This window comes from Burkholderia pyrrocinia (assembly GCF_003330765.1).
Classification (GTDB): Bacteria; Pseudomonadota; Gammaproteobacteria; order Burkholderiales; family Burkholderiaceae; genus Burkholderia; species Burkholderia pyrrocinia_B.
The window spans coordinates 2,272,463-2,294,308 of the sequence record NZ_CP024903.1 but is presented as its reverse complement, the minus strand read 5'-3'; the positions used below and the strand labels follow the sequence as shown (position 1 = coordinate 2,294,308).

22 protein-coding genes are annotated in these 21,846 nt (G+C 66.7%); 9 read left to right on the top strand and 13 right to left on the bottom strand.

The window, feature by feature from the left end; translation table 11 throughout:
* Window positions 1–47: 47 nt before the first annotated feature.
* Window positions 48–884, top strand: a complete 837-nt coding sequence (locus CUJ89_RS27985) for a TOBE domain-containing protein (RefSeq protein WP_114181598.1) — start codon at window positions 48–50, stop codon at window positions 882–884.
* A 171-nt stretch (window positions 885–1,055) separates the two neighbouring features.
* On the opposite strand, the gene CUJ89_RS27980 is transcribed toward CUJ89_RS27985, so the two are convergent.
* The 4 genes from CUJ89_RS27980 to CUJ89_RS27965 form a co-directional block, all read right to left on the bottom strand.
* The gene (locus CUJ89_RS27980; protein WP_114180549.1) at window positions 1,056–1,757 is read right to left on the bottom strand and encodes a sulfate/molybdate ABC transporter ATP-binding protein; all 702 of its coding nucleotides are present in this window, start codon (window positions 1,755–1,757) and stop codon (window positions 1,056–1,058) included.
* A 64-nt stretch (window positions 1,758–1,821) separates the two neighbouring features.
* Window positions 1,822–2,499: a molybdate ABC transporter permease subunit gene (gene modB / locus CUJ89_RS27975; protein WP_114180548.1), complete on the bottom strand. Its 678-nt coding sequence runs from the start codon at window positions 2,497–2,499 to the stop codon at window positions 1,822–1,824.
* 10 nt (window positions 2,500–2,509) lie between these two features.
* Window positions 2,510–3,310, bottom strand: coding sequence for a molybdate ABC transporter substrate-binding protein (gene modA / locus CUJ89_RS27970; protein WP_114180547.1), 801 nt, complete (start codon window positions 3,308–3,310; stop codon window positions 2,510–2,512).
* A 136-nt stretch (window positions 3,311–3,446) separates the two neighbouring features.
* A complete protein-coding gene (locus tag CUJ89_RS27965) occupies window positions 3,447–4,145 on the bottom strand; it encodes a phosphatase PAP2 family protein (RefSeq protein WP_114180546.1) in 699 nt (232 codons plus the stop codon).
* Between the two features lie 248 nt (window positions 4,146–4,393).
* Here CUJ89_RS27965 and CUJ89_RS27960 point away from each other — a divergent pair, with 248 nt between their 5' ends.
* The gene (locus CUJ89_RS27960; RefSeq protein WP_114180545.1) at window positions 4,394–5,503 is read left to right on the top strand and encodes a PHB depolymerase family esterase; all 1,110 of its coding nucleotides are present in this window, start codon (window positions 4,394–4,396) and stop codon (window positions 5,501–5,503) included.
* Between the two features lie 81 nt (window positions 5,504–5,584).
* Window positions 5,585–5,761, top strand: coding sequence for a DUF3563 family protein (locus CUJ89_RS27955; RefSeq protein WP_114180544.1), 177 nt, complete (start codon window positions 5,585–5,587; stop codon window positions 5,759–5,761).
* 108 nt (window positions 5,762–5,869) lie between these two features.
* On the opposite strand, the gene CUJ89_RS27950 is transcribed toward CUJ89_RS27955, so the two are convergent.
* The 5 genes from CUJ89_RS27950 to CUJ89_RS27930 all read right to left on the bottom strand — a co-directional run bounded on the left by CUJ89_RS27950 (window position 5,870) and on the right by CUJ89_RS27930 (window position 9,383).
* The gene (locus CUJ89_RS27950) at window positions 5,870–6,289 is read right to left on the bottom strand and encodes an organic hydroperoxide resistance protein (protein WP_114180543.1); all 420 of its coding nucleotides are present in this window, start codon (window positions 6,287–6,289) and stop codon (window positions 5,870–5,872) included.
* Between the two features lie 157 nt (window positions 6,290–6,446).
* Entirely contained in the window at window positions 6,447–6,899 is a 453-nt protein-coding gene (locus CUJ89_RS27945; protein WP_114180542.1) for a MarR family winged helix-turn-helix transcriptional regulator, read from the bottom strand.
* 187 nt (window positions 6,900–7,086) lie between these two features.
* Window positions 7,087–7,896 carry a BPSS1780 family membrane protein gene (locus tag CUJ89_RS27940; protein ID WP_114180541.1) on the bottom strand — a complete coding sequence of 270 codons (810 nt, stop codon included), beginning with the start codon at window positions 7,894–7,896 and terminating at the stop codon, window positions 7,087–7,089.
* Window positions 7,887–8,885 (bottom strand): homoserine kinase, encoded by a 999-nt coding sequence (locus CUJ89_RS27935; protein ID WP_114180540.1) that lies wholly within the window; start codon window positions 8,883–8,885, stop codon window positions 7,887–7,889. Before CUJ89_RS27935 ends, CUJ89_RS27940 begins: the two co-directional genes overlap by 10 nt.
* Before the next feature lie 102 nt (window positions 8,886–8,987).
* Window positions 8,988–9,383, bottom strand: coding sequence for a hypothetical protein (locus CUJ89_RS27930; RefSeq protein WP_114180539.1), 396 nt, complete (start codon window positions 9,381–9,383; stop codon window positions 8,988–8,990).
* Between the two features lie 129 nt (window positions 9,384–9,512).
* On the opposite strand from CUJ89_RS27930, the gene CUJ89_RS27925 reads away from it, so the two are divergent.
* On the top strand, window positions 9,513–11,039 hold the full coding sequence (locus tag CUJ89_RS27925) for an AMP nucleosidase (RefSeq protein ID WP_114181597.1): 1,527 nt from the start codon (window positions 9,513–9,515) through the stop codon (window positions 11,037–11,039).
* A 114-nt stretch (window positions 11,040–11,153) separates the two neighbouring features.
* Here CUJ89_RS27925 and CUJ89_RS27920 read toward each other — a convergent pair whose 3' ends face one another.
* Together CUJ89_RS27920 and CUJ89_RS27915 are read right to left on the bottom strand one after the other, a co-directional pair.
* Window positions 11,154–11,453 carry a hypothetical protein gene (locus tag CUJ89_RS27920; protein WP_114180538.1) on the bottom strand — a complete coding sequence of 100 codons (300 nt, stop codon included), beginning with the start codon at window positions 11,451–11,453 and terminating at the stop codon, window positions 11,154–11,156.
* A gap of 392 nt (window positions 11,454–11,845) precedes the next feature.
* Window positions 11,846–12,604, bottom strand: a complete 759-nt coding sequence (locus CUJ89_RS27915) for a TIGR00730 family Rossman fold protein (protein ID WP_114180537.1) — start codon at window positions 12,602–12,604, stop codon at window positions 11,846–11,848.
* Between the two features lies 1 nt (window position 12,605).
* On the opposite strand from CUJ89_RS27915, the gene polA reads away from it, so the two are divergent.
* From polA to CUJ89_RS27900, 3 genes are all read left to right on the top strand, one after another.
* Window positions 12,606–15,359: a DNA polymerase I gene (polA, locus tag CUJ89_RS27910; protein WP_114180536.1), complete on the top strand. Its 2,754-nt coding sequence runs from the start codon at window positions 12,606–12,608 to the stop codon at window positions 15,357–15,359.
* Between the two features lie 285 nt (window positions 15,360–15,644).
* A complete protein-coding gene (locus CUJ89_RS27905) occupies window positions 15,645–16,979 on the top strand; it encodes an NAD(P)/FAD-dependent oxidoreductase (RefSeq protein WP_114180535.1) in 1,335 nt (444 codons plus the stop codon).
* Between the two features lie 388 nt (window positions 16,980–17,367).
* Window positions 17,368–18,243 carry a dienelactone hydrolase family protein gene (locus CUJ89_RS27900; RefSeq protein ID WP_114180534.1) on the top strand — a complete coding sequence of 292 codons (876 nt, stop codon included), beginning with the start codon at window positions 17,368–17,370 and terminating at the stop codon, window positions 18,241–18,243.
* Between the two features lie 58 nt (window positions 18,244–18,301).
* Here CUJ89_RS27900 and CUJ89_RS27895 read toward each other — a convergent pair whose 3' ends face one another.
* Together CUJ89_RS27895 and CUJ89_RS27890 are read right to left on the bottom strand one after the other, a co-directional pair.
* Window positions 18,302–19,171: a sulfurtransferase gene (locus tag CUJ89_RS27895; protein ID WP_114180533.1), complete on the bottom strand. Its 870-nt coding sequence runs from the start codon at window positions 19,169–19,171 to the stop codon at window positions 18,302–18,304.
* A gap of 119 nt (window positions 19,172–19,290) precedes the next feature.
* Window positions 19,291–20,397 carry an aromatic ring-hydroxylating oxygenase subunit alpha gene (locus CUJ89_RS27890; protein WP_114180532.1) on the bottom strand — a complete coding sequence of 369 codons (1,107 nt, stop codon included), beginning with the start codon at window positions 20,395–20,397 and terminating at the stop codon, window positions 19,291–19,293.
* Between the two features lie 270 nt (window positions 20,398–20,667).
* Here CUJ89_RS27890 and CUJ89_RS27885 point away from each other — a divergent pair, with 270 nt between their 5' ends.
* Both CUJ89_RS27885 and CUJ89_RS27880 read left to right on the top strand, forming a co-directional pair.
* Window positions 20,668–20,961, top strand: a complete 294-nt coding sequence (locus CUJ89_RS27885) for an exodeoxyribonuclease VII small subunit (RefSeq protein ID WP_114180531.1) — start codon at window positions 20,668–20,670, stop codon at window positions 20,959–20,961.
* Window positions 20,958–21,842, top strand: a complete 885-nt coding sequence (locus tag CUJ89_RS27880; protein WP_114180530.1) for a polyprenyl synthetase family protein — start codon at window positions 20,958–20,960, stop codon at window positions 21,840–21,842. The genes CUJ89_RS27885 and CUJ89_RS27880 overlap by 4 nt, the downstream gene beginning before the upstream one ends.
* Window positions 21,843–21,846 lie beyond the last annotated feature (4 nt).

Here is a 21,846-nt window from a genome sequence, read left to right as displayed (position 1 = left end):
CGGCGCGCGCTGACTATAATGGCCGCCCGTTTCCTGCACGCATGCCGATGACCGACGCACCGCATTCTTCCCCGTCCGCCGAACCGCTCGAACTGGGCGGCGAGCTGTGGCTGCGCGCGGGCGAGCAGACGCTCGGCGGCGCCACGCGCATCGCGCTGCTCGCGGCGATCGGCGATACCGGTTCGATCACGCGCGCGGCAAAGGCCGTCGGCCTCAGCTACAAGGCCGCCTGGGATGCGGTCGACACGATGAACAATCTCGCCGGCGAGCCGCTCGTCGCGCGTTCGACGGGCGGCAAGGGCGGCGGCGGCACCACGCTGACGCCGCGCGCGACGTCGCTGATCGCCGCGTTCCGCACGATCGAGCGCGAGCATCGCCGTTTCATCGAGGCCGCGAGCGCGGCCGTTGCCGGCTTCGACGTCGACTGGGCGCTGATCGGCCGGATCGGGATGAAGACCAGCGCGCGCAACCAGCTGTTCGGCAAGATCGTGTCGATCGTGCGCGGCACGGTCAACGACGAGGTGACGCTCACGCTGCCCGGCGGGCAGCCGGTCGTTGCCGTGCTGACGCACGAAAGTGCCGATGCGCTCGGCCTGCAGGCTGGCGCGGACGCATGCGCGCTGGTGAAGGCGTCGTGGGTCGTGCTGGCGGTCGACGATGGCGGGCCCGAACTGAAAGTGTCCGCGCGGAACCGGCTGCGCGGCAGCGTCGAATCCGTCGCGGCGGGCGCGGTGAATAGCGAAGTGACGCTGGCGCTCGACGGCGGCGGGACGCTGACGGCCGTCGTGACCAACGACAGCGTCGCTGCACTGGAACTCGACGCCGGCCGGCGGGCGATCGCGCTGTTCAAGGCGTCGAGCGTGATTCTTGCAGTGACGGGTTGATGGGCTGACGGCGCGAACGGACGCGCTTCGACCATCGCACGCGAGGCGGAGCGAAGCCGGCATCGCGCAGCATCTGCGCGGCACCGGCTTCGTTTCCGTTTTCAGCTTATGCCGCGACGCGCGGCTTCTCTCAGGCTCCTGCGGGACTGCCACGACCACGGCCTCGCGCGCTCAAGCGACGCGCGTCGGCCACTCGGCGTGCGGCGGTGTCGCCAGCACGCGTCCTTCGCTCAACTGCACGACCTGGTCGCCGAACGCGGCGACGTCGTCGGGGTCGTGCGAGATCAGCACCATCGGGATATCGAGCCGCGCCTGCAGTTCGGCGAGCTCGTGGCGCATGCGCTGGCGCATTGCGCCGTCGAGCGCCGCGAACGGTTCGTCGAGCAGCAGGATCCGCGGTTGCGCGACCAGTGCGCGCGCGAGCGCGACGCGCTGCTTCTGCCCACCCGACAGTTGCGACGGATACTGCCCCGCAAGCGCTTCGAGGTCGAACGCGCGCAGCCAGTACGCGACTTCGGGTGGCGCCGTCTTCGCGCGCGGGTTGCGCAGCCCCGACGTGAGCCCGAACGCGATGTTCTGGCGCACGTTCAGATGCGGAAACAGCGCGTAATCCTGGAACAGGTACGCGACGCGGCGTTCGCGGGTCGGCACGTCGATGCGGCGCGCGGCGTCGAACAACGGTTCGCCGTTCAGCGTGATCGTGCCTTCGTCGGGCGACAGCAGGCCGGCGATCGCCTGCAGCGTCATGCTCTTGCCTGCGCCGGACGGCCCGAACAGCACGACGCGCTGCGTCGTCGCCGTGAACGACATGTCGAGCGTGAAGCGGCGCTCGGCGTTCGCGTAGGTCTTGCGGATGTCGACGACGAGGCTCATGCGGGCCTCCGCCGAAGCAATCCGGCTGCCGAACGAGGCAGGCGATACGGGCGAGACGGGCGCTTCATGTCAGCTGGCTCCGCCGGGCGCGCGACGGCACGAGCCAGCCGGTCGCGAGCAGCACGAGCACGCAGGTGATCGATGTCACCAGCACGAGGAAGTTGGCCGTGCTGTCGTCGCCGGCCTGCACGGCCGCGTAGATCGCGACCGACAGCGTCTGCGTGCGGCCGGGCAGGTTGCCCGCGATCATCAGCGTCGCGCCGAACTCGCCGAGCGCGCGTGCGAACGCGAGCAGTGCGCCCGCAAGGATGCCACGCGTGGCGAGCGGCAGCGTCACGCGGAAGAACACCGCGGCTTCGCCGAGCCCGAGCGTGCGCGCGGCGCGTTCGAGATGCGGATCGACGCCTTCGAACGCGGCACGTGCCGACTTCAGGATCAGCGGAAACGCGACGACCATCGAAGCGATCACCGCGCCTTGCCACGTGAAGACGAGCTCGATGCCGAGCGTGTCGAGCCAGGCGCCGAACACGCCGCGCCGGCCGAGCAGCACGAGCAGGTAATAGCCGAGCACCGTCGGCGGCAGGACCAGCGGCAGCGTCAGCAGCGAATCGACGACGTCGCGCAGCGGCGAGCGCCAGCGCGCGAGCGCGAACGCGGCCGCGACGCCGAGCACGATGTCGAGCGCGGTCGCCCAGCCGGCAACCTTCAGCGACAGCAGCAGCGGTACCCAGACGTCTTGCATCGCGATGCGCTCACTTGCCCGCAGGCTTGAAGCCGAACGTCGACAGCACGGCCTGGCCCTGCGGCGACGAGACGAAATCGACGAACGACTGCGCCTGCGCGGCGTGGCGGCTGTCCTTGACCACGGCGATCGGATAGGTGATGGCCGTCTTCGTCGGCACCGTCAGCGCGACCTTCACGCGGCCGGGCATGATCGCGGCGTCGGTACCGAACACGAAGCCCGCGTCGACCTCGCCGCGCGCGACGTAGTCGAGGCTCTGGCGCACGTTGGCGGCCAGCACGCCCTTCGCGCTGACGGCGTCCCACACGCCGGCCGCGCGCAGCGCGCCTTCGGTGTAGCGGCCGACCGGCACCGATGCCGGGTCGCCGTACGCGATGCGCTTCACGCCGGGCGCCGCCAGGTCGTTCAACGACGTCGGCACGGCCGCGTGGCTGTCCGCCGGCACGATCAGCACGAGCGAGTTCGCCGCGAAATCGCGGCGCGTGCCGGGCACGATCACCTTTTCGTCGGCCGCACGATCCATCGCCTTCTGGTCGGCCGATGCGAACACGTCGGCCGGCGCGCCCTTGGCGATCTGCTGCATCAGCACGTCCGACGCGCCGAAGTTGAACAGCACCTTGGTGCCCGGATGCTGCTTCTCGTACGCGTCGCCCACGGCCTTGAACGCGTTCGTCAGGCTGGCGGCGGCCGACACGACCAGTTCGTCGGCGGCGCAAGCGGGCGCGCTGAACGCGATGCCGGCGGCGGCAAGCGTGGCGATCGGCAGCAGGCGGAGCAGGGTACGGCGAAGCGGACGGACGGTTGAGCGCATGGTGGATTCGTTTGAATGGGTGGAAACCGTAATCGTAATATAGGGTGGGTTATAACGCTCGACATACCGCTCATGCGACGGTGCGCATGAAATGGTCAGACCTGAAGAGGGGCGGGCGTGACGGCCGGGCGGCCCGTCACGCGTGGAGCGTGTGCGGCGACGATTCGGTGCGCTGCAGCGACGACGGTTGCGACGCCGGGCGGTAGTTCGGATTGGCCTTCCAGCGCGCACGGACGAACGGGCGTTCGTGGCCCGACAGTTGCAGCGCAACCTTGGTGACCCAGCGATGCGACGGGACCGCGATGCCGTGCAGCGCGACGGTAACGAGCGCGAGGCTCGCGATGACCGCGGGCACCGACCAGCGGTGCGGCACCGCGCGCCACGAGCCGGCGATGAACGCCAGCGCGGCGATCGCGCCGACAATGCAGCCGGTGATCGATTCGGACGGCGAATGCGCGTCGAGCGCGACGCGCGACACGCCGACCGCAACGCCGGCCGCGAGCCCGAGCGCAATGCCGACGATCCGCACCGGCGTGCGCGTGCGGATCAGCATCAGGAAAATCGCGACCGGATAGACCGACGTCGACAGCATCGCATGGCCGCTGAACCCCGTGAAATCCCACTTGCGGATGCCGATGCCCCAGCCGAGGAACGCGATCTTCGTGAGCGCGACCACGCCGATCGCGGCCGCGAGCACACCGAGCCACGCGGTCGCGCGCTGCCACGAGTAGCCGAGCGCGAGCCAGACGGCGATCGTGATCGCGAGCGGCAAGGTCAGGCCGGCGCCGCCGAACGCGGTGATCATGATCCACAGGTGAGACGACAGGTCGAACATCGGGAAGGGGACGAACGGAGCCGGGGACGATGCTTAAATCAACGCGCGAGCCGGGAAGAACGACTACAACGGATACAAGCGGCGAAGCCCCAGTATAGCGCCGCGTGCGTTCGAGGCCCGTTTTTTGCGCCGCCGGGAACTATCGGCGTGCAGGAAAAATCCCAGAAACAATGTTATGGTGCATTGCACAAAGCCAAACGATGCATCCGTTGTGGTGCCCCTATTTTTCCTGACTGCGAGCCCGATCGATGACCAAAAGTCTGACCAAGGTGTGGCTGGGCGGCATGAAACGCATGCTGTCACCGGCCGCCAAGCGTGCGGCGCGCGATGCGCAGCGCATTACACGCGACGTACTCGAGGCCGCCGCCTCTCCCGCCGTATCCGATTTGTCCCCGCCGCGCGAATCGCGCGTGCGTCCGCGTGCGGCCGCATGGGCGGCAGGTGAGTGGACGCGCGGCGAGCATCCGATGGCGCCCGCGCTCGGGCGCCTCGTCCAGAATCTCGCGTATGGCCTCTACGTGCCGCCCGGCCGCCGGCGCGGTGCGATGCCGCTCGTCGTGATGCTGCACGGCTGCCAGCAGTCCGTCGACGAATTCGTGCAGGGCACGCGGATGAACCTGCTGGCCGACAAGCACGGCTTCGCGGTGCTGTATCCGGAACAGTCGCAGCGCGCGCACGCGCACGGCTGCTGGCACTGGTATGAAGACACCGAGCGCGCGGGACGCGGCGAGGCGAACGCGGTTGCGTCGCTCGTCGACGCGCTCGTCGACGAACACGGTTTCGACGCATCGCGCGTCTACGTCGCGGGGCTATCGGCCGGCGCGGGCCTCGCGTCGCTTATTGCGCTGCACCATCCGGACCGCTTCGCGGCGGTGGCGCTGCACTCGGGCCCCGCGCTCGGCGAGGCGAATTCCGGCATCACCGCGATGGACGTGATGCGGCGCGGCGTGCGGCAGAACCCGGCCGCGGCCGTCGATGCGCTGGTCGATGCCGGCGCGTATCCGGGCATGCCCGCGCTGATCGTCCAGGGCGACGGCGACCATGTCGTCGCGCCGAAGAATGCCGACCAGCTGACGGTGCAGTTCATGCGCCTGAACGGGCTGGCCGACAGCCGCGGCGCGCTGCGCGGCGGCGAGCGGGTCGAGACGCGCGACGCGGGCGCACAGATCACCGATGTCTGCCGCGACGGCGAACCGGTCGTGCGGCTCTGCCATGTGAAAGGGCTCGATCATGCGTGGGCCGGCGGCGACGAAGCCGTGCCGTTTCATGCGGCTGTCGGCCCCGACGCGAGTGCAATGATCTGGACCTTTTTCGAAACACAGCGCCGCGCTGTGGCGGCGGAACGACGCATCGTCTGATCGACGCTAGCCAAAGACTAGGGTTTTCCCTATAATTCGGGAAAACCCTAGTCAAAGAACCTTTGGATTGCGAGATCGAACATGTACCTGCTGAGCCACCTCTTCCTGATGCTGACCAAGAACGCTGAAAAGGCCGCGAAAGAGCGCGCCGAGGCGTACCTGTCCGAAGCGACCGACATCTACGATCTCGAATTCCGCATGCGCAAGATCGATCGCGAAGCGTCGATCAACCGCCCGTATTCGATCGGCGCGCGCTAAGCAGCGCAGGGCGGGCCAGCCGGGCCGCCGTTCCGGCGAGTCACGCAAAAGGGCGCGTGCGGCATGTAGCCGCACGCGCCCTTTTTGCATGCGTGATCCTGCGTCGCGTCAGACGACCGTCAGGCGCACCGGCACGTTGTTGCGCGTCGCGTTCGAATACGGGCACACGTGGTGCGCCTTGTCGACCAGCGCCTGCGCGTCGGCCTTGTCGAGCCCCGGCAGCGACACGCGCAGCTCGATGTCGAGCCCGAAGCCGCCTGCGTCGTTCGGGCCGATACCCACTTCCGCCGTGACCTGCGTATCGGCCGGCAGCGCCTGCTTGTTCTGGCCGGCGACGAATTTCATCGCGCTCAGGAAGCAGGCCGAGTAACCTGCGGCAAACAGTTGCTCCGGATTCGTGCCTTCCGCGCCCGTGCCGCCGAGTTCGCGCGGCGCGGCCAGCTTCACTTCCAGCTTGTTGTCGTCGGATACCGCACGGCCGTCGCGGCCACCCGTGCTCGTAGCGCTGGTCTTGTACAGAATGTTCATCGTGCAGCTCCTGTCGGGAAAAGGGGAGAAAAGCGGCCCGGTCGAACGGGATGTCGCCGGCCACGAAGAAAATATAGAACACAAATCATTAGTGTGCAAATGAAATTTTAAAGAAAAAGCCCGACAGTGCCGGGCCGGTCGGCCGACGCTCGGCTTGTCAGCGTTCGTTGGCGGCCGACAGCGCGTCGCGCAACTGCTGGAGATCGGCGCGCAGCCTGACCAGGAACTCGGGCGTCTGCTGCATCGCGCAAAAGAGATCGGCGGGCACCGAGCGCGCCTTGTCCTTCAGCGCGCGTCCTTCCCGCGTCACGCGCACGTTCACGACGCGCTCGTCGGCCGCGCTGCGCACGCGTTCGACATAGCCGAGCGCTTCCAGCCGCTTGAGCAGCGGCGTGACCGTGGCCGGGTCGAGGTCGAGCCGCGCGGCGATGTCTTTCACTGCGATGTCGTCGCGCTCCCACAGCACGAGCATGGCGAGATATTGGGGATAGGTCAGCGACAGCTTGTCGAGCAGCGGCTTGTACGTCTTCGTCATCGCATGCGAAGTCGAGTAGAGCGCGAAGCACAGTTGCTCGTCGAGCGTCTGGGGCAGCGGGGGCGGGCGGTCCATGATTCGGAAGGCGCGGCGAACGCGCGAACAATTTGTACGCAAATTATTTTGCGCGCAAAAGATCGGGTTGAACAGGGGAGACCGGTGACGGATGCCGGGAAGGGGGCGCGATCGGGAGATGCGCCGGGAGGCAACCCGGCGCGGGGAACAGCGTGACGGCCGGCGACGCGCGCCGGCCGGGGAGGCTTCAGCGGCCCGACGTGGTGGTCGTCGCGCCCGGCTCCTGTACGCCGAAGCAGCCGCGATAGGTCGCGTAGAACGAGCAGTACAGCATCGTGACGATGAGGATCGTCACCGGCATCATGATCGTCAGCGCATAGGCACCGGCGCCGAGCGCCTGCAGCAGCAGCGACAGCGCGAGCGACGTGCCGAGCGCGACACCGAACCACAGCACGCCGTACACGGCGAACGCGCCGCGATTGCGCCAGCAACTGACGACGCTGAAGAACATCGCCTTGGCGGGCGGCACGTCATGCCACGCGACGAGCACCGGCGCGAACCAGAACAGCATCGAGACCGGCAGATAGAGCAGCGTCGCGAAGAACAGCGCGCCGAGCGTGCCTTGCGCGGCGAGCGTTTCCGGCGTCGTGCTCGCTTCGTCCGCCGCGCCCATCATCACGTGGAACAGCGCGCCGCCGTCCACGAACGACGAAGCGGCGAACACGAGCACCATCGACGCGACGTAGATCACGCCGAGCACGAGCAGCCGTCGGGTCGCAATGGTGCCGTACGAGCGGAAGCCGTCGATGAGGATCGTCGGCATCACGGGCTTGCCGGCCACCGTGTCGCGGCACGCGGCCATGAAGCCGACCGCGATGCCGGGAATGAACACCAGCGGCAGCGCCGAGCCGACCAAGGGCACCATCGACACCAGCGTGATCGCCAGCAGGTACGTGAAGAACAGCGTGATGAACGCGAGCGGGTTCCTGCGGAACAGCCAGATGCCTTGACGGAACCAGACATAGCCCGTTTTGGCGGGCACTTCGATCAGTTGCATGCGGTTTGGATCTCGGGAAGCGCGGGCGTATGCGCGATACGCTCACGCAGAATGCGTTCGAAATGGCCGGGGTCGTGCGGCTTGAGCATCTCGGCCGTGCGCGGCAGGTGGAAGTCGTACAGGCGCGACACCCAGAAGCGGTACGCGCCCGCGCGCAGCATGTCGCTCCAGTGGCGGCGTTCCTCGGCCGTGAACGGCCGCACGGTCTGGTATGCGCGCAGCAGCGCATCGGCGCGCGCGAGGTCGAGCACGCCGGTCGCGAGGTCGACGCACCAGTCGTTGACGGTTACCGCTACGTCGAACAGCCACTTGTCGCAGCCCGCGAAATAGAAATCGAAGAAGCCGCCGAGCCGCACGTCGTGGCCGGTGCCGGGCGCCGCGTGCGCGAACAGCACGTTGTCGCGGAACAGGTCGCAATGGCACGGCCCGGCCGGCAGCGCCGCGTAGTCGTCCGACGCGAAGAAGCTCGCCTGGTGCGCGAGCTCGCCTTCGAGCAGCGTGCGTTGCGCGTCCGTGATGAACGGCACGATCGCCGGCACGTTGTCCTGCCACCACGGCAGGCTGCGCAGGTTCGGCTGGTTGCGCGGATAGTCGCGTCCCGCGAGGTGCAGGCGCGCGAGCATCTGCCCGACCTCGATGCAGTGTTCGACCCCCGGCGCGAGTTCGGCTGCGCCGTCGAGCTTTGTGACGATCGCGGCCGGCTTGCCGTGCAGTGCGCCGAACAGCGCGCCGTCGTCACGCGGGACCGGATCCGGCACCGGCACGCCGTGGCCGGCCAGATGGCGCATCAGGTCGAGGTAGAACGGCAGCTGTTGCGCCGTGAGCTTTTCGAAGATCGTGAGGACGTACTCGCCGCGCGTCGTCGTCAGGAAGAAATTGCTGTTTTCGATACCGGACGGAATGCCGCGGAACGCAAGCACGTCGCCCAGTTCGTAGTGGCGCATCCATTGCGCGAGATCGGAGTCGGAAACAGCAGTGAAAACGGCCATGCGGGATGCGTCAGGTCAGGGTGTCGGCACGCGAACAGCGTGCGGCGCGACAGCAGGTGAAGGGGAGGCGGTGCGCCGCGATCGACGCGGCGCGCCACGGAATCAGTAGCGCAGGTTCAGCGACGGCAGGCGCGTGATCGGGATGCCCGCGTCGTGCGGCTTCGGCGACGTGTCAGGCGTCGAGCTCATCTGGTAGCGCGTGCCGAAGTTCGACTTCACGTCGATCTCGACCGGCTTGCCGCGGTCGCGGTACTCGGTGACCTCGGTGCCGTTCTTGCTCTTTTCGTGGAAGCTCGGCGTACGGCGGATGTTTTCGAAGTCGACTTTCGACGTGACTTCGGCGCCCGGCCGGTTGATCTTGCGGAGATCGGGCAGGCCGGCGGCTTCGTTGGCCTCGGCCCGGGCCTGCGCGTCGGCGTCAGGCTTGGCGCCGGCGGCGTGGGCGCCGCTGGCGGCGGCAAACGCGGCGGCAGCGACGACGAGAATGAGCGGCTTCATGATGAGTCTCCAGTGAACCCACCGATTTTAGCAAATACTGCGCACCATCCGGCCCCCGCGTGCGTACGGGCAGCCACGAGGGTGACAGGGTTCCGTGGTAATGTCGTCGGATCAGACGAGGTAATGAAAATGAAGAACGATTTGAGCCGCCGGCACCGTGTGCTGACGCCCGAAAGCCCGTCGATCGAGGCTTTCGACGATTCGATCGCTGCCGTCGCGCGGCTGTCCGCCATCTACGACACGAATACGGGCTTCCTGCGCGACGCATTCGCGCGCTATCGCCGCCACGAACCGATCACCGAGCACGTGCGCGCGTGCTACCCGTTCGTGCGGATCCGCACCGATGTCAACACGCACGTCGATTCCCGTCGCTCGTACGGCTTCGTCGCCGGCCCCGGCGTGTTCGAGACGACGGTCACGCGCCCCGATCTCTTCGCGAATTACTATCGCGAGCAACTGCGCCTGCTGGCGAAAAACCACCACGTCAAGATCGAGGTCGGCGTGTCGTCGCAGCCGATTCCGATTCATTTCGCGTTTCCGGAAGGCATCCATCTCGAGGGCGAGCTCGACCGCGATCGCCTGCTGGCGATGCGCGACATCTTCGACACGCCCGACCTGTCGTATCTCGACGATCGCATCGTCAACGGCACGTTCGAGCCGGCGCCGGGCGAGCCGCATCCGCTCGCGCTGTTTACGGCCGCGCGCGTCGACTTCTCGCTGCACCGATTGCGCCACTACACGGCGACGTTGCCGACGCATTTCCAGAACTATGTGCTCTACACGAACTACCAGTTCTATATCGACGAGTTCGTGAAGCTCGGCCGCACGATGATGATGGAGAGCGACGATCCCGAGGTGCGCGCGTACCGCAGCCAGTACAGCGCGTTCGTTGAACCGGGCGATGTCGTCACGTACAACGAGAACCTGGGCAGCGAGCCGTCCGAAGGCGTCGCGCCGCCGCGTCTGCCGCAGATGCCCGCCTATCACCTGAAGCGCGCGGACGGCAGCGGGATCACGATGGTCAACATCGGCGTCGGTCCGTCGAACGCGAAGACGATCACCGATCACATCGCGGTGCTGCGTCCGCACGCATGGGTGATGCTCGGCCACTGCGCAGGGCTGCGCAACACACAGCGTCTGGGCGATTACGTGCTCGCGCACGGTTACGTGCGCGAGGACCACGTGCTCGACGCCGATCTCCCGCTGTGGGTGCCGATTCCGGCGCTCGCCGAAGTGCAGCTCGCGCTCGAGCGCGCGGTGGCCGACGTCACGCAGCTCGAAGGCGTCGAACTGAAGCGCGTGATGCGCACGGGCACGGTCGCGAGCGTCGACAACCGCAACTGGGAGTTGCGCGACCATCGCGAGCCGGTGCAGCGGCTGTCGCAGAGCCGCGCGGTCGCGCTCGACATGGAAAGCGCGACGATCGCCGCGAACGGCTTCCGCTTCCGCGTGCCGTACGGCACGCTGCTGTGCGTATCGGACAAGCCGCTGCACGGCGAGCTGAAGCTGCCGGGCATGGCCGATCAGTTCTATCGCGGGCAGGTCGATCAACATCTGCAGATCGGCGTGAAGGCGATGGAGATCCTGCGCACGAACGGGCTCGACAAGCTGCACAGTCGGAAGCTGCGAAGCTTTGCGGAAGTGGCGTTTCAGTAACGGCACGGCGTGGCGGCGCCTGCAACGACAAAGGCCTCACGCGAACGCAGGTTCGCGTGAGGCCTTTGTCTTTCCGCTTCAGCGCCAGGGCCAGACGGCCCGATGGTCATACGCTCAGCACTCGCCCTTCTTCGCGTGTCCCGGCGGGCAGTGATAGCCGCCGCGATCGTCATGGCCGCGATGGCGCTGATGATCTTCCCAGTCGCGGCGTTCCCAGTAGCGGCGGCCGTCCCAGTAGCGGTCGCCATGCCAGCCGACGATGACCGCAGGCGCCGGGGCGACCATGACGGGCGCAGGCGCGACGACGACCGGCGCGGGCGTGCCGATATTGACGTCGACGTTGACGGCATGAGCGAGGCTGGACAGCGAGAGTCCGAGGCCGGCGAAGGCGAGGGCGATCAGCGAGCGTTGCATGTTCTTTTCCGTGAGATCGTTGTGAAGAGGCCGGCGCGACGCGATGGAAGCGAGGGGGGCCGTTCCACCGGGGGAAACGCCGCGCCGACGAAATGCAGTGTGCTGGCGTGCGACGGAAAAGGCGAGGCGTGTTTATTACGGCGGGTTGGCGGCCGGCAGGCGCGGGATGCAGGTACCTCGCCGCGCAATTTGACAATGGCGGGCCGCGGGTGTGGACGACCACGCCGCATTGCGCAGCGTCGGCTGCGCGGATTTGACATTCGGCGGCGCGCGGCCGCGAAGCGGGATTAACGGCGCGTTACAAAGTGACGCGCGGCAGGCGGCCGGATCGCGATGCCTGCCGCGCGGGAAGCAGTACGCCGGCCGTCGGGCCGGCTGTCGTCACGGACGGATTACAGATAGAACATCCGGTCTTCTTCGGGCCGCGGCGGATGCCCCTCTTCCTCCGAACCTTCTTCCTCGCCGCTGTCCTCGTAGAACGCGAGCACCGCGTCGAGCACCTGGTCGGGATCGTCGATCACCTGCATCAGATTCATGTCTTCCGGATTGATCAGGCCCATCGGAATCAGTTGGTCGCGGAACCATTGCAGCAGCCCCTGCCAGAACGTGCTGCCGACGAGAATGATCGGCACGAGGCGCGATTTTTTCGTCTGGATCAGCGTGAGTACTTCGGACAGCTCGTCGAGCGTGCCGAAGCCGCCCGGCATCACGATCACCGCATCCGAATTCTTCACGAACGTGACCTTGCGCGTGAAGAAGTGGCGGAAGCGCAGCGAGATGTCCTGGTAGTGGTTGCCGGCCTGCTCGTGCGGCAGCTCGATGTTCAGGCCGACCGACGGTGCCTTGCCGGCGTGCGCGCCCTTGTTCGCGGCTTCCATGATGCCGGGGCCGCCGCCGGAGATCACGGCGAAGCCGGCGTCGGACAGCTTGCGCGCGATCTGCACGGCCAGCTTGTAGTGCGGCGTGTCGGGTTTGAGGCGGGCAGAACCGTAGATGCTGACAGCCGGGCGGATCTCCGACAGGTACTCGGTCGCCTCGATAAACTCTGCCATAATCGTGAACATCTGCCACGATGCGCGGGCCTTCTTGGCCGTCGCGCGTTCTTGATCTGCGAGCGAACGCAGACTCGGAATCACTTTTCTCTTGTTCATAATGCCTGAAGAACGAAATCTGGAAGGTAAGACCCTGCTATTGGTTGACGGTTCGAGCTATCTGTATCGGGCTTACCATGCGATGCCTGATTTGCGTGGCCCTGGCGGGGAGCCGACCGGAGCGCTCTACGGAATCATCAACATGCTGCGCCGTATGCGCAAGGAAGTCAGTGCAGAGTATAGCGCTTGCGTGTTCGATGCAAAGGGCAAGACGTTCCGTGACGACCTTTATGCCGACTATAAGGCAAACCGTCCGTCGATGCCGCCCGACCTCGCATTGCAGGTCGAGCCGATCCACGGCGCCGTGCGCGCGCTCGGCTGGCCGCTGCTGATGGTCGAAGGCGTCGAGGCCGACGACGTGATCGGCACGCTCGCGCGCGAAGCCGAACGGCACGGGATGAACGTGGTCGTGTCGACGGGTGACAAGGATCTCGCGCAGCTCGTGACCGATCACGTCACGCTCGTCAACACGATGACCAACGAGACGCTCGACCGCAACGGCGTGATCGCGAAGTTCGGCGTGCCGCCCGAGCGGATCATCGACTACCTGGCGCTGATCGGCGACACCGTCGACAATGTGCCGGGCGTCGAGAAGTGCGGGCCGAAGACGGCCGTGAAATGGCTGTCGCAATACGACAGCCTCGACGGCGTCATCGAGCACGCGGGCGAGATCAAGGGCGTGGTCGGCGACAACCTGCGCCGCGCGCTCGACTTCCTGCCGCTCGGCCGCACGCTCGTGACCGTCGAGACGGCCTGCGATCTCGCGCCGCATCTCGAATCGATCGAAGCGTCGCTGAAGAGCGACGGCGAAGCGCGCGACCTGATGCGCGACATCTTCGCGCGCTACGGCTTCAAGACCTGGCTGCGCGAAGTCGACAGCGCACCGGCGGAAGGTGGCGGCGCCGATGCGCCGGAAGGCGAGCCGGCACCGGTGGTGGCGGCCGACATCACGCGCGAATACGACACGATCCAGACCTGGGAGCAGTTCGACGCGTGGTTCGCGAAGATCGACGCGGCCGCGCTGACCGCGTTCGACACCGAGACGACCGCGCTCGACCCGATGCTCGCGCGGCTCGTCGGCCTGTCGTTCTCGGTCGAGCCGGGCAAGGCCGCCTATCTGCCGGTCGCGCACCGCGGCCCCGACATGCCCGAGCAGCTTCCGCTCGACGAAGTGCTCGCACGCCTGAAGCCGTGGCTCGAATCGGCCGATCGCAAGAAGGTCGGCCAGCACCTGAAGTACGACGCGCAGGTGCTCGCGAACTACGACATCGCGCTGAACGGCATCGAGCACGACACGCTGCTCGAATCGTACGTGGTCGAATCGCACCGCACGCACGACATGGACAGCCTCGCGCTGCGTCATCTGGGCGTCAAGACGATCAAGTATGAAGACGTGGCCGGCAAGGGCGCGAAGCAGATCGGCTTCGACGACGTCGCGCTCGCGCAGGCCGCCGAATACGCGGCCGAAGATGCGGATGTCACGCTGCAGCTTCATCACGCGCTGTATCCGCAGGTCGCGCGTGAGCCGGGCCTCGAGCGTGTGTATCGCGAGATCGAGATGCCCGTCTCGCTCGTGCTGCGCAAGATGGAGCGCACGGGCGTGCTGATCGACGACGCGCGCCTGCAGGCGCAGAGCACCGAAATCGCGACGCGTCTGATCGAACTCGAAGCGCAGGCGTACGAACTGGCGGGCGGCGAATTCAACCTCGGCTCGCCGAAGCAGATCGGGCAGATCTTCTTCGAGAAGCTGCAGTTGCCGGTCGTGAAGAAGACGCCGAGCGGTGCGCCGTCGACCGACGAAGAGGTGCTGCAGAAGCTGGCCGAGGATTACCCGCTGCCGAAGCTGCTGCTCGAGCATCGCGGGCTGTCGAAGCTGAAGTCGACCTATACCGACAAGCTGCCGCGCATGGTGAACCCTGCAACGGGCCGCGTGCATACGAACTATGCGCAGGCCGTCGCGGTGACGGGCCGCCTCGCATCGAACGATCCGAATCTTCAGAACATTCCGGTGCGCACGGCCGAAGGCCGGCGGATCCGCGAGGCGTTCATCGCGTCGCCGGGCCACCGGATCGTGTCGGCCGACTATTCGCAGATCGAACTGCGGATCATGGCGCACATCTCGGGCGACGCGTCGCTGCTGCGCGCGTTCTCGCAGGGCGAAGACATCCACCGCGCGACGGCCGCCGAGGTGTTCGGCGTGACGCCGCTGGAGGTCAATTCCGACCAGCGCCGGATCGCGAAGGTGATCAACTTCGGGCTCATCTACGGGATGAGCGCGTTCGGGCTTGCGTCGAACATCGGCATCACGCGCGACGCGGCGAAGCTTTACATCGACCGCTATTTCGCGCGCTACCCGGGCGTCGCGCAGTACATGGAAAACACGCGCGCGACCGCGAAGGAGAAGGGTTACGTCGAAACCGTTTTCGGCCGCCGCCTGTGGCTGCCGGAGATCAACGGCGGCAACGGCCCGCGCCGCCAGGCGGCCGAGCGCGCGGCAATCAATGCGCCGATGCAGGGCACGGCGGCCGACCTGATCAAGCTGTCGATGATCGCGGTGGACGACTGGCTCACGCGCGACAAGCTTGCATCGCGGATGATCATGCAGGTGCACGATGAACTGGTGCTCGAGGTGCCCGACGACGAACTGTCGATCGTGCGCGAGAAGCTGCCGGAAATGATGTGCGGCGTCGCGAAGCTGAAGGTGCCGCTCGTCGCCGAAGTGGGCGCCGGCGCGAACTGGGAGGAGGCACACTGACGCACCGCTGCGCGGTTCCCGTTTCCTGCGGCATATTGTTGCAGGGATGCTGAATATCGAGATGGTTTGCTTGTGGTCAACGCGCAAGCTCCCGGACAATGCATGTCGGTCATGTCATTGATGCGGGGCGGCGCGTCCCGTCCCGCGTTCCGGGGGCGGGCGCATCGAAGTGCTTCGAACTGCACATCGATGATGTCCGAACCGGTTAATCCACCGGGCGTGACGAATGCATCGCGTTCGCAGCGTCCGGCGGCAGCAGTTTCGAATCGCAAAGGGGGGAATCAGATGCATCGGATCATCATCGTAGGCGGAGGCGCGGGCGGCCTGGAACTGGCGACGCGGCTCGGCGACCGTTACGGCGCGCGCGGCAATCGTCCCGCGCGTGCGCTTGTCACGCTCGTCGACCGCAATCCGACCCACATCTGGAAACCGCTGCTGCACGAGGTCGCGGCCGGCAGCATGGACCCGTTCACGCAGGAACTCGAATATGCGGCGCAGGCGCGCTGGCACGGCTTCGAGTTCCAGCAGGGCGAGCTGACCGGGCTCGACCGCGCGGCGAAGCGTGTCACGCTGTCGCCCCTCAACGATAGCGACGGCGCGGAACTGCTGCCGGAGCGCGAGCTGGAATATGACACGCTCGTGATCGCCATCGGCAGCACGACCCACTTCTTCGGCGTGCAGGGCGCGCCGGAAAACGCGATCGCGCTCGATACGGTTGGGGAGGCCGAGCGCTTCCGCAAGCGGCTGATCGCCGCGTGCATGCGCGCCGAGCACCAGGCGCCGGCGCCGACCGCACCGGGTGAGTCGGCCGAGCCGCGCATCCAGGTCGTGATCGTCGGCGGCGGCGCGACGGGCGTCGAGTTGTCCGCGGAACTGCGCAACACGGCGCAGGTGCTGTCCGTGTACGGCCTGCACAAGCTCGACCCGCGCCATGACGTCGGCATCGTGCTGATCGAATCGGGGCCGCGGATTCTGCCGGCGTTGCAGGAGCGCGTGTCGTCGGCGACGGCCGAGCTGCTCGAAAAGCTCGGCGTACGGCTGATGCTCAGCGAGCGCGTGACCGAGGTCGCGCCGGGGCTCGTACATACCGCGAGCGGCAAGACAGTACGCGCGGACCTGACGGTCTGGGCGGCCGGCATCAAGGCGCCGTCCGTGCTCTCGCATCTCGACGGCCTCCAGGTCAACAAGCTCGGCCAGCTCGACGTGCGCCGCACGCTGCAGACCTTCACCGACGACAACGTGTTCGCGCTCGGCGATTGCGCGGCATGCGTGTGGCCCGGCAACGAACGCAACGTGCCGCCGCGTGCGCAGGCCGCGCACCAGCAGGCAAGCTTCCTGCTGAAGGCGATCGGCTGCCGGTTCGAAGGGCGGCCGCTGCCCGAGTTCACGTATCGCGATTTCGGTTCGCTCGTGTCGCTTGGCCACTTCAGCGCGGTCGGCAACCTGATGGGCGGGCTGATCGGTGGCAACATGCTGATCGAAGGGCTGTTCGCGCGCTTCATGTACATGTCGCTGTACCGGCTGCATATCGCGGCGCTGCACGGCTATCCGCGGATGATCCTCGACACCTTCGCGCACTGGCTGCGCCGTACGACGCTGCCGCGGGTCAAGCTGCACTGACCGCGCGTTCGCGCTGGGAGCGGGCGGGGAGTGCGCACGTCGTGCGTGTTCTCCGCCCGTTGTTGTTTGCGGCAGCCGGACAGCCGTGCGCGCGCTTGCCGGGCGACATCGCCCGCGCGTTTTTCTTTTCAATTCGCAAGCATCCGGTCGCGCAACGGCGATCGACACACGCAGGCCGCGCCGCGGTCGGAGCGGCCGGATCGATCCGTCGTAATCGAGTCTTACATATCTGACAGTTGACGCCACAACGGATTATTGGGCATCTTGTTCGGGTTTCCGTTTGCGGCGGGGTGCCAACCGCCGCGACATCCGCGCCGCGCGCCGGCGCGATGCCCCGTCATGCCGCAATCGTCGTCGTGACGGCGGCACCCAATCGAGGAGTGCATTCATGTTGAAACCCGAAGTCGACAGCCTGGTCCCCCACGTTCCGTTCTCGCGCCGCAAGTTCATGCAGGCCGCGCTGGGCGGTACCTTCGCGGCGGCCGTGCTGCCCGTGTCGGCGCAGACGGTCACGACCGACAGCACCGGGCTGGACGTCGATACCGTCGAGATCCGCTCGGGCGATTCGAGCGTGCCTGCGTATCGTGCGCAGCCGGCAGGCAAGACGAACCTGCCCGTCGTCATCGTGATCCACGAAATCTTCGCCGTGCACGCGCACATCGCCGACGTCTGCCGCCGCTTCGCGAAGCTCGGCTATCTTGCGATCGCGCCGAACCTGTTTGCGCGGCAGGGCGATCCATCGAAATATCCGACGATCCAGGCGCTCAGCGAGAACATCGTCAGCAAGGTGCCGGACCGTCAAGTGACCGAGGATCTCGACGCGACCGTCGCATGGGCCGGCAAGAACGGCGGCGACCTGTCGCGCCTCGGCGTCACGGGGTTCTGCTGGGGCGGCCGCCAGGCCTGGCTGTATGCGGAGCACAATCCGCACGTGCGGGCGGCCGTCGCGTGGTACGGATTCGTCGAAGGCAAGACCGACGAGATGACGCCGTTCAATCCGGTCGATCACGCGTCGTCGCTGAAGGTGCCGGTGCTGGGGCTGTACGGCGAGAAGGACGCGAACATCACGCAGGCGTCGCTCGCGGACATGCGCAAGGCGATCCAGACGAGCGACTCGAAGCTCGCGCGTGCATCGGAGATCGTCGTGTATCCCGATGCGGGCCACGCGTTCTTCGCCGACTATCGGCCGAGCTACGTGAAGGGCGACGCCGAGGACAGCTGGAAGCGCGCGATCGAGTGGCTCCACAAGTACGGCGTGATGTAAACGGAACGCGGCGGCCGACTGGCCGCCGCTTCGCTTTGCCGGCGCGACGCGCGCCGGATTACGGGTTCGGGCCGGTCGCGACCGGCCGCGACGGATCGGCGCTCCATTCGCTCCACGAGCCGGCATAGAGCGATGCACCGTGCAGGCCCGCGATTTCCATCGCGAGCGCGTTGTGGCACGCGGTCACGCCCGAGCCGCATTGCAGGATCGCGAGATTCGGCTCGGTGCCGGCGAGCACCGCGGAAAATGCTTCGCGCAACTCGTGACCGGACTTGAAGCGGCCGTCCGCCGCAAGGTTGTCCTTGAAGAAGTGGTTGCGTGCGCCCGGAATATGGCCGCCGACCGGGTCGATCGTTTCATTTTCTCCACGATAGCGGTCTGCCGCACGCGCGTCGATCACGATGCGCGCGTGCGACGTCAGGTTCGCGAGCACGGCCGGCGTGTCGACCGTCGATTCGAGCGGTGCCTGCGCACGGAAGTCGCCGTGCGACGGGTGCTGCGTTTCAGTCGTCAGCGGCTGGCCGGCCGCTTGCCAGGCCTGCAGGCCGCCGTCGAGCACGGCGACCGAATCGTGTCCGAGCCAGCGCAGCAGCCACCACAGGCGGGCCGCATACGAGCCGCCCTGCGCATCGTAGGCGACGACCTGCTGGCCCTGCTTCAGGCCGCGATCGGCGAGTGTCGCGACGAGTGCGTCGCGCGTCGGCAGCGGATGGCGGCCGTTGGTGCCTGTCTTGCGGCCCGACAGGTCGCGGTCGAGGTGGAGATATTGCGCGCCGGGAATGTGGCCGGCCGCGTAGGCGGCTTCGCCGGCGCCCGGGTCGGCGAGATCGAAGCGGCAGTCGAGCAGCACGACGCTGCCGGGTGCGGCGGCGAGCCGTTCGGCAAGATTGGCCGCGGAGATGAGCGTGGTGTAGTGGGTGTGTGGCATGACGGCTCCCTGGAGTGCAAACGGCCTGATACCCCAAGTCTAAACAAAAAAAGACGGGCCGAAACCCGTCTTTTCGTCATGCAGGATGCCGTGCGGTGCCGGTTGCGCCGCACCGGCCGTCAGATGTCGCCGAGGTGGCGGCGCAGGAACTCGTGGAAGTGCTGCATGCCGTCTTCCATCGGGCTCTGGTACGGGCCGACCTGCGACTCGCCGCGTGCCATCAGCGCACGGCGGCCTGCGTCCATCCGCATTGCGATCTCGTCATCCTCGACGGCCGTTTCCATGTAGGCGGCGCGCTCGGCCTCGACGAATTCGCGTTCGAACAGCGCGATTTCCTCGGGGTAATAGAACTCGACGATGTTGGTCGTCTTCTGCGGGCCGCGCGGGATCAGCCACGACACGACGAGCACGTGCGGATACCACTCGATCATCAGGCCCGGGTAGTAGACCATCCAGATCGCCCCGAATTCCGGCGGCACGCCGTTGCGGAATTTCAGCACCTGCTCGTGCCATTTCTGGTAAGTCGCGCTGCCCGGTTTCGCGAGTGCGTTGTGCACGCCGACCGTCTGCACGCTGTACCAGTCGCCGAACTCCCACTTGAGGTCGTCGCACGACACGAAGCTGCCGAGGCCCGGGTGGAACGGGACGACGTGATAATCCTCGAGGTAGACCTCGATGAACGTCTTCCAGTTGTAATCGCACTCGTGCACTTCGACGTGATCGAAGTGGTACTCGGAGAAGTCGAAGTGATGCTTCGTGCCGAGGTTGGCGAGGTCGCGCGCGACGTTCCGGCCTTCGGCTTCGAACAGCAGCCCCTGCCAGTTCTGCAGCGGGCTCTTGCCGAGGTTCAGGCACGGCTTGTCGGGGAAGTGCGGCGCGCCGAGCAACTCGCCTTGCAGGTCGTACGTCCAGCGGTGCAGCGGGCACACGATGTTCTGCGTGTGCCCGCGCCCGTTGAGCATGATGGCCTGCCGGTGGCGGCAGACGTTCGACAGCAGGTCGATCTGGTTCGCCTGGTTGCGAACCAGCACGCGGCCTTCCTTCTCGGACGGCAGCGCAAAATAATCCCCCGCCTCGGGCACCATCAACTCGTGCCCGACGTAACGAGGTCCTTTCTTGAAGAGGGTTTCGATCTCGCGCTCGAGCAGCGCCTCATCGAAGTATGCAGTGACTGGAAGCTGGCTGTGAGCCGACTTCAACTGAAGCGCATCGCTCAGATTGGACATTCCCACTCCCGGTGTTAGCGTGAAAGCAGTGAACAACCCAACCATCGAAAAATCGATTTAGGGAAACGGGGAATTATACCCGGTTCGCCCCGCAAGGCTAGGATTAAGTGCCTGATTTGTGTCATTTTTTTGTCGGGCGACAATCGAGAGGCGCACAATGTGTATCGGTGATGGGGCCGGAATATGTGCCCGGGTGCCCAAGTCGTCAGGTCGGAAAATTCTCTTTTGCCGTAGAATGTCCGACTGTTTTGAAATTTGACACCCTCGTCCATGGCGAAAACCGCATCCCCAGGCGCCACGCCGCCCGGTAATGGCACCGAACCGTTGCCGGACAATTACGAGATGGCGCTCTCGGAACTCGAGACGCTGGTTGCCCGGATGGAAGGCGGCGCGTTGAGCCTCGAGGATTCGCTGGCGGCGTATCGCCGCGGTGCGACCCTCGTTGCGTTTTGCCAACAGCAGCTCGAGAAGGTGGAGCAGCAGGTTCGCGTGCTTGACGGCGCGACGCTGAAGCCGCTTTCGTCCGGAACGGCCGCCACGGACAGCGAAGACGACGATCTATGACATTCGAACAATGGATGCGGTCCGTGCTTGACCGTGTCGAGGACGCACTTGGCCACTATTTGCCCGCTGAAACCGCGATGCCTGCGCAACTCCACGAGGCGATGCGCTACGCGGTTCTCGGCGGCGGCAAACGCGTTCGCCCGCTGCTGTGCCATGCAGCAGGCGAACTGACCGGCGCGACGGAAGCGGCGCGCAACGCGGCGGCGGCGGCGCTGGAGATGATCCACGTCTATTCGCTCGTGCACGACGACATGCCGTGCATGGACGACGACGCACTGCGCCGCGGCAAGCCGACCGTGCACGTGCAGTACGACGAGCCGACGGCACTGCTGGTCGGCGATGCGCTGCAGTCGCAGGCGTTCGTTGCGCTGACCGATGCCGATGCGCTGTCGCCGGTGCAGCAGGCGGCGCTCGTGCGCGAGCTTGCGCTCGCGAGCGGCTCGCTCGGCATGGCCGGCGGGCAAGCGATCGACCTGGCGAGCGTCGGCCTCAAGCTGACGCGCGAGCAGCTCGAGACGATGCACCGGATGAAGACGGGCGCACTGCTGCGCGCGGCCGTGCGGATGGGCGCGCTGGCCGGCGAGACGCCGTCGTCGGAAACGATGGCCGCGCTCGATGTTTACGCGGGGGCCGTGGGCCTGGCCTTCCAGGTCGTCGACGATATTCTCGACGTAACGACCGATTCGGCGACGCTCGGCAAGACGGCCGGCAAGGACGCGGCGAACGACAAGCCGACCTACGTATCGATCCTCGGCCTCGAGGCGTCGCGCGAGCTCGCAGCGCAGCTGCGCGCCGAAGCGCACGACGCGCTGAAACCGTTCGGCGCACGCGCACAGCGTCTCGCCGAACTTGCCGACCTGGTGGTGAACCGGGTCAGCTGACGCG

Excerpts from the sequence above, each read along its gene's own strand:
- CUJ89_RS27930 (WP_114180539.1), bottom strand. The coding sequence starts at position 9,383 with ATGAAGCCGCTCATTCTCGTCGTCGCTGCCGCCGCGTTTGCCGCCGCC.
- CUJ89_RS27900 (WP_114180534.1), top strand. The coding sequence starts at position 17,368 with ATGTTGAAACCCGAAGTCGACAGCCTGGTCCCCCACGTTCCGTTCTCG.
- CUJ89_RS27885 (WP_114180531.1), top strand. The coding sequence starts at position 20,668 with ATGGCGAAAACCGCATCCCCAGGCGCCACGCCGCCCGGTAATGGCACC.
- CUJ89_RS27905 (WP_114180535.1), top strand. The coding sequence starts at position 15,645 with ATGCATCGGATCATCATCGTAGGCGGAGGCGCGGGCGGCCTGGAACTG.
- polA (WP_114180536.1), top strand. The coding sequence starts at position 12,606 with ATGCCTGAAGAACGAAATCTGGAAGGTAAGACCCTGCTATTGGTTGAC.
- CUJ89_RS27950 (WP_114180543.1), bottom strand. The coding sequence starts at position 6,289 with ATGAACATTCTGTACAAGACCAGCGCTACGAGCACGGGTGGCCGCGAC.
- modB (WP_114180548.1), bottom strand. The coding sequence starts at position 2,499 with ATGCAAGACGTCTGGGTACCGCTGCTGCTGTCGCTGAAGGTTGCCGGC.
- CUJ89_RS27895 (WP_114180533.1), bottom strand. The coding sequence starts at position 19,171 with ATGCCACACACCCACTACACCACGCTCATCTCCGCGGCCAATCTTGCC.
- CUJ89_RS27920 (WP_114180538.1), bottom strand. The coding sequence starts at position 11,453 with ATGCAACGCTCGCTGATCGCCCTCGCCTTCGCCGGCCTCGGACTCTCG.
- CUJ89_RS27980 (WP_114180549.1), bottom strand. The coding sequence starts at position 1,757 with ATGAGCCTCGTCGTCGACATCCGCAAGACCTACGCGAACGCCGAGCGC.
- CUJ89_RS27925 (WP_114181597.1), top strand. The coding sequence starts at position 9,513 with ATGAAGAACGATTTGAGCCGCCGGCACCGTGTGCTGACGCCCGAAAGC.
- CUJ89_RS27955 (WP_114180544.1), top strand. The coding sequence starts at position 5,585 with ATGTACCTGCTGAGCCACCTCTTCCTGATGCTGACCAAGAACGCTGAA.
- CUJ89_RS27880 (WP_114180530.1), top strand. The coding sequence starts at position 20,958 with ATGACATTCGAACAATGGATGCGGTCCGTGCTTGACCGTGTCGAGGAC.
- CUJ89_RS27935 (WP_114180540.1), bottom strand. The coding sequence starts at position 8,885 with ATGGCCGTTTTCACTGCTGTTTCCGACTCCGATCTCGCGCAATGGATG.
- CUJ89_RS27890 (WP_114180532.1), bottom strand. The coding sequence starts at position 20,397 with ATGTCCAATCTGAGCGATGCGCTTCAGTTGAAGTCGGCTCACAGCCAG.
- CUJ89_RS27915 (WP_114180537.1), bottom strand. The coding sequence starts at position 12,604 with ATGAACAAGAGAAAAGTGATTCCGAGTCTGCGTTCGCTCGCAGATCAA.
- CUJ89_RS27945 (WP_114180542.1), bottom strand. The coding sequence starts at position 6,899 with ATGGACCGCCCGCCCCCGCTGCCCCAGACGCTCGACGAGCAACTGTGC.
- CUJ89_RS27965 (WP_114180546.1), bottom strand. The coding sequence starts at position 4,145 with ATGTTCGACCTGTCGTCTCACCTGTGGATCATGATCACCGCGTTCGGC.
- modA (WP_114180547.1), bottom strand. The coding sequence starts at position 3,310 with ATGCGCTCAACCGTCCGTCCGCTTCGCCGTACCCTGCTCCGCCTGCTG.
- CUJ89_RS27960 (WP_114180545.1), top strand. The coding sequence starts at position 4,394 with ATGACCAAAAGTCTGACCAAGGTGTGGCTGGGCGGCATGAAACGCATG.
- CUJ89_RS27985 (WP_114181598.1), top strand. The coding sequence starts at position 48 with ATGACCGACGCACCGCATTCTTCCCCGTCCGCCGAACCGCTCGAACTG.
- CUJ89_RS27940 (WP_114180541.1), bottom strand. The coding sequence starts at position 7,896 with ATGCAACTGATCGAAGTGCCCGCCAAAACGGGCTATGTCTGGTTCCGT.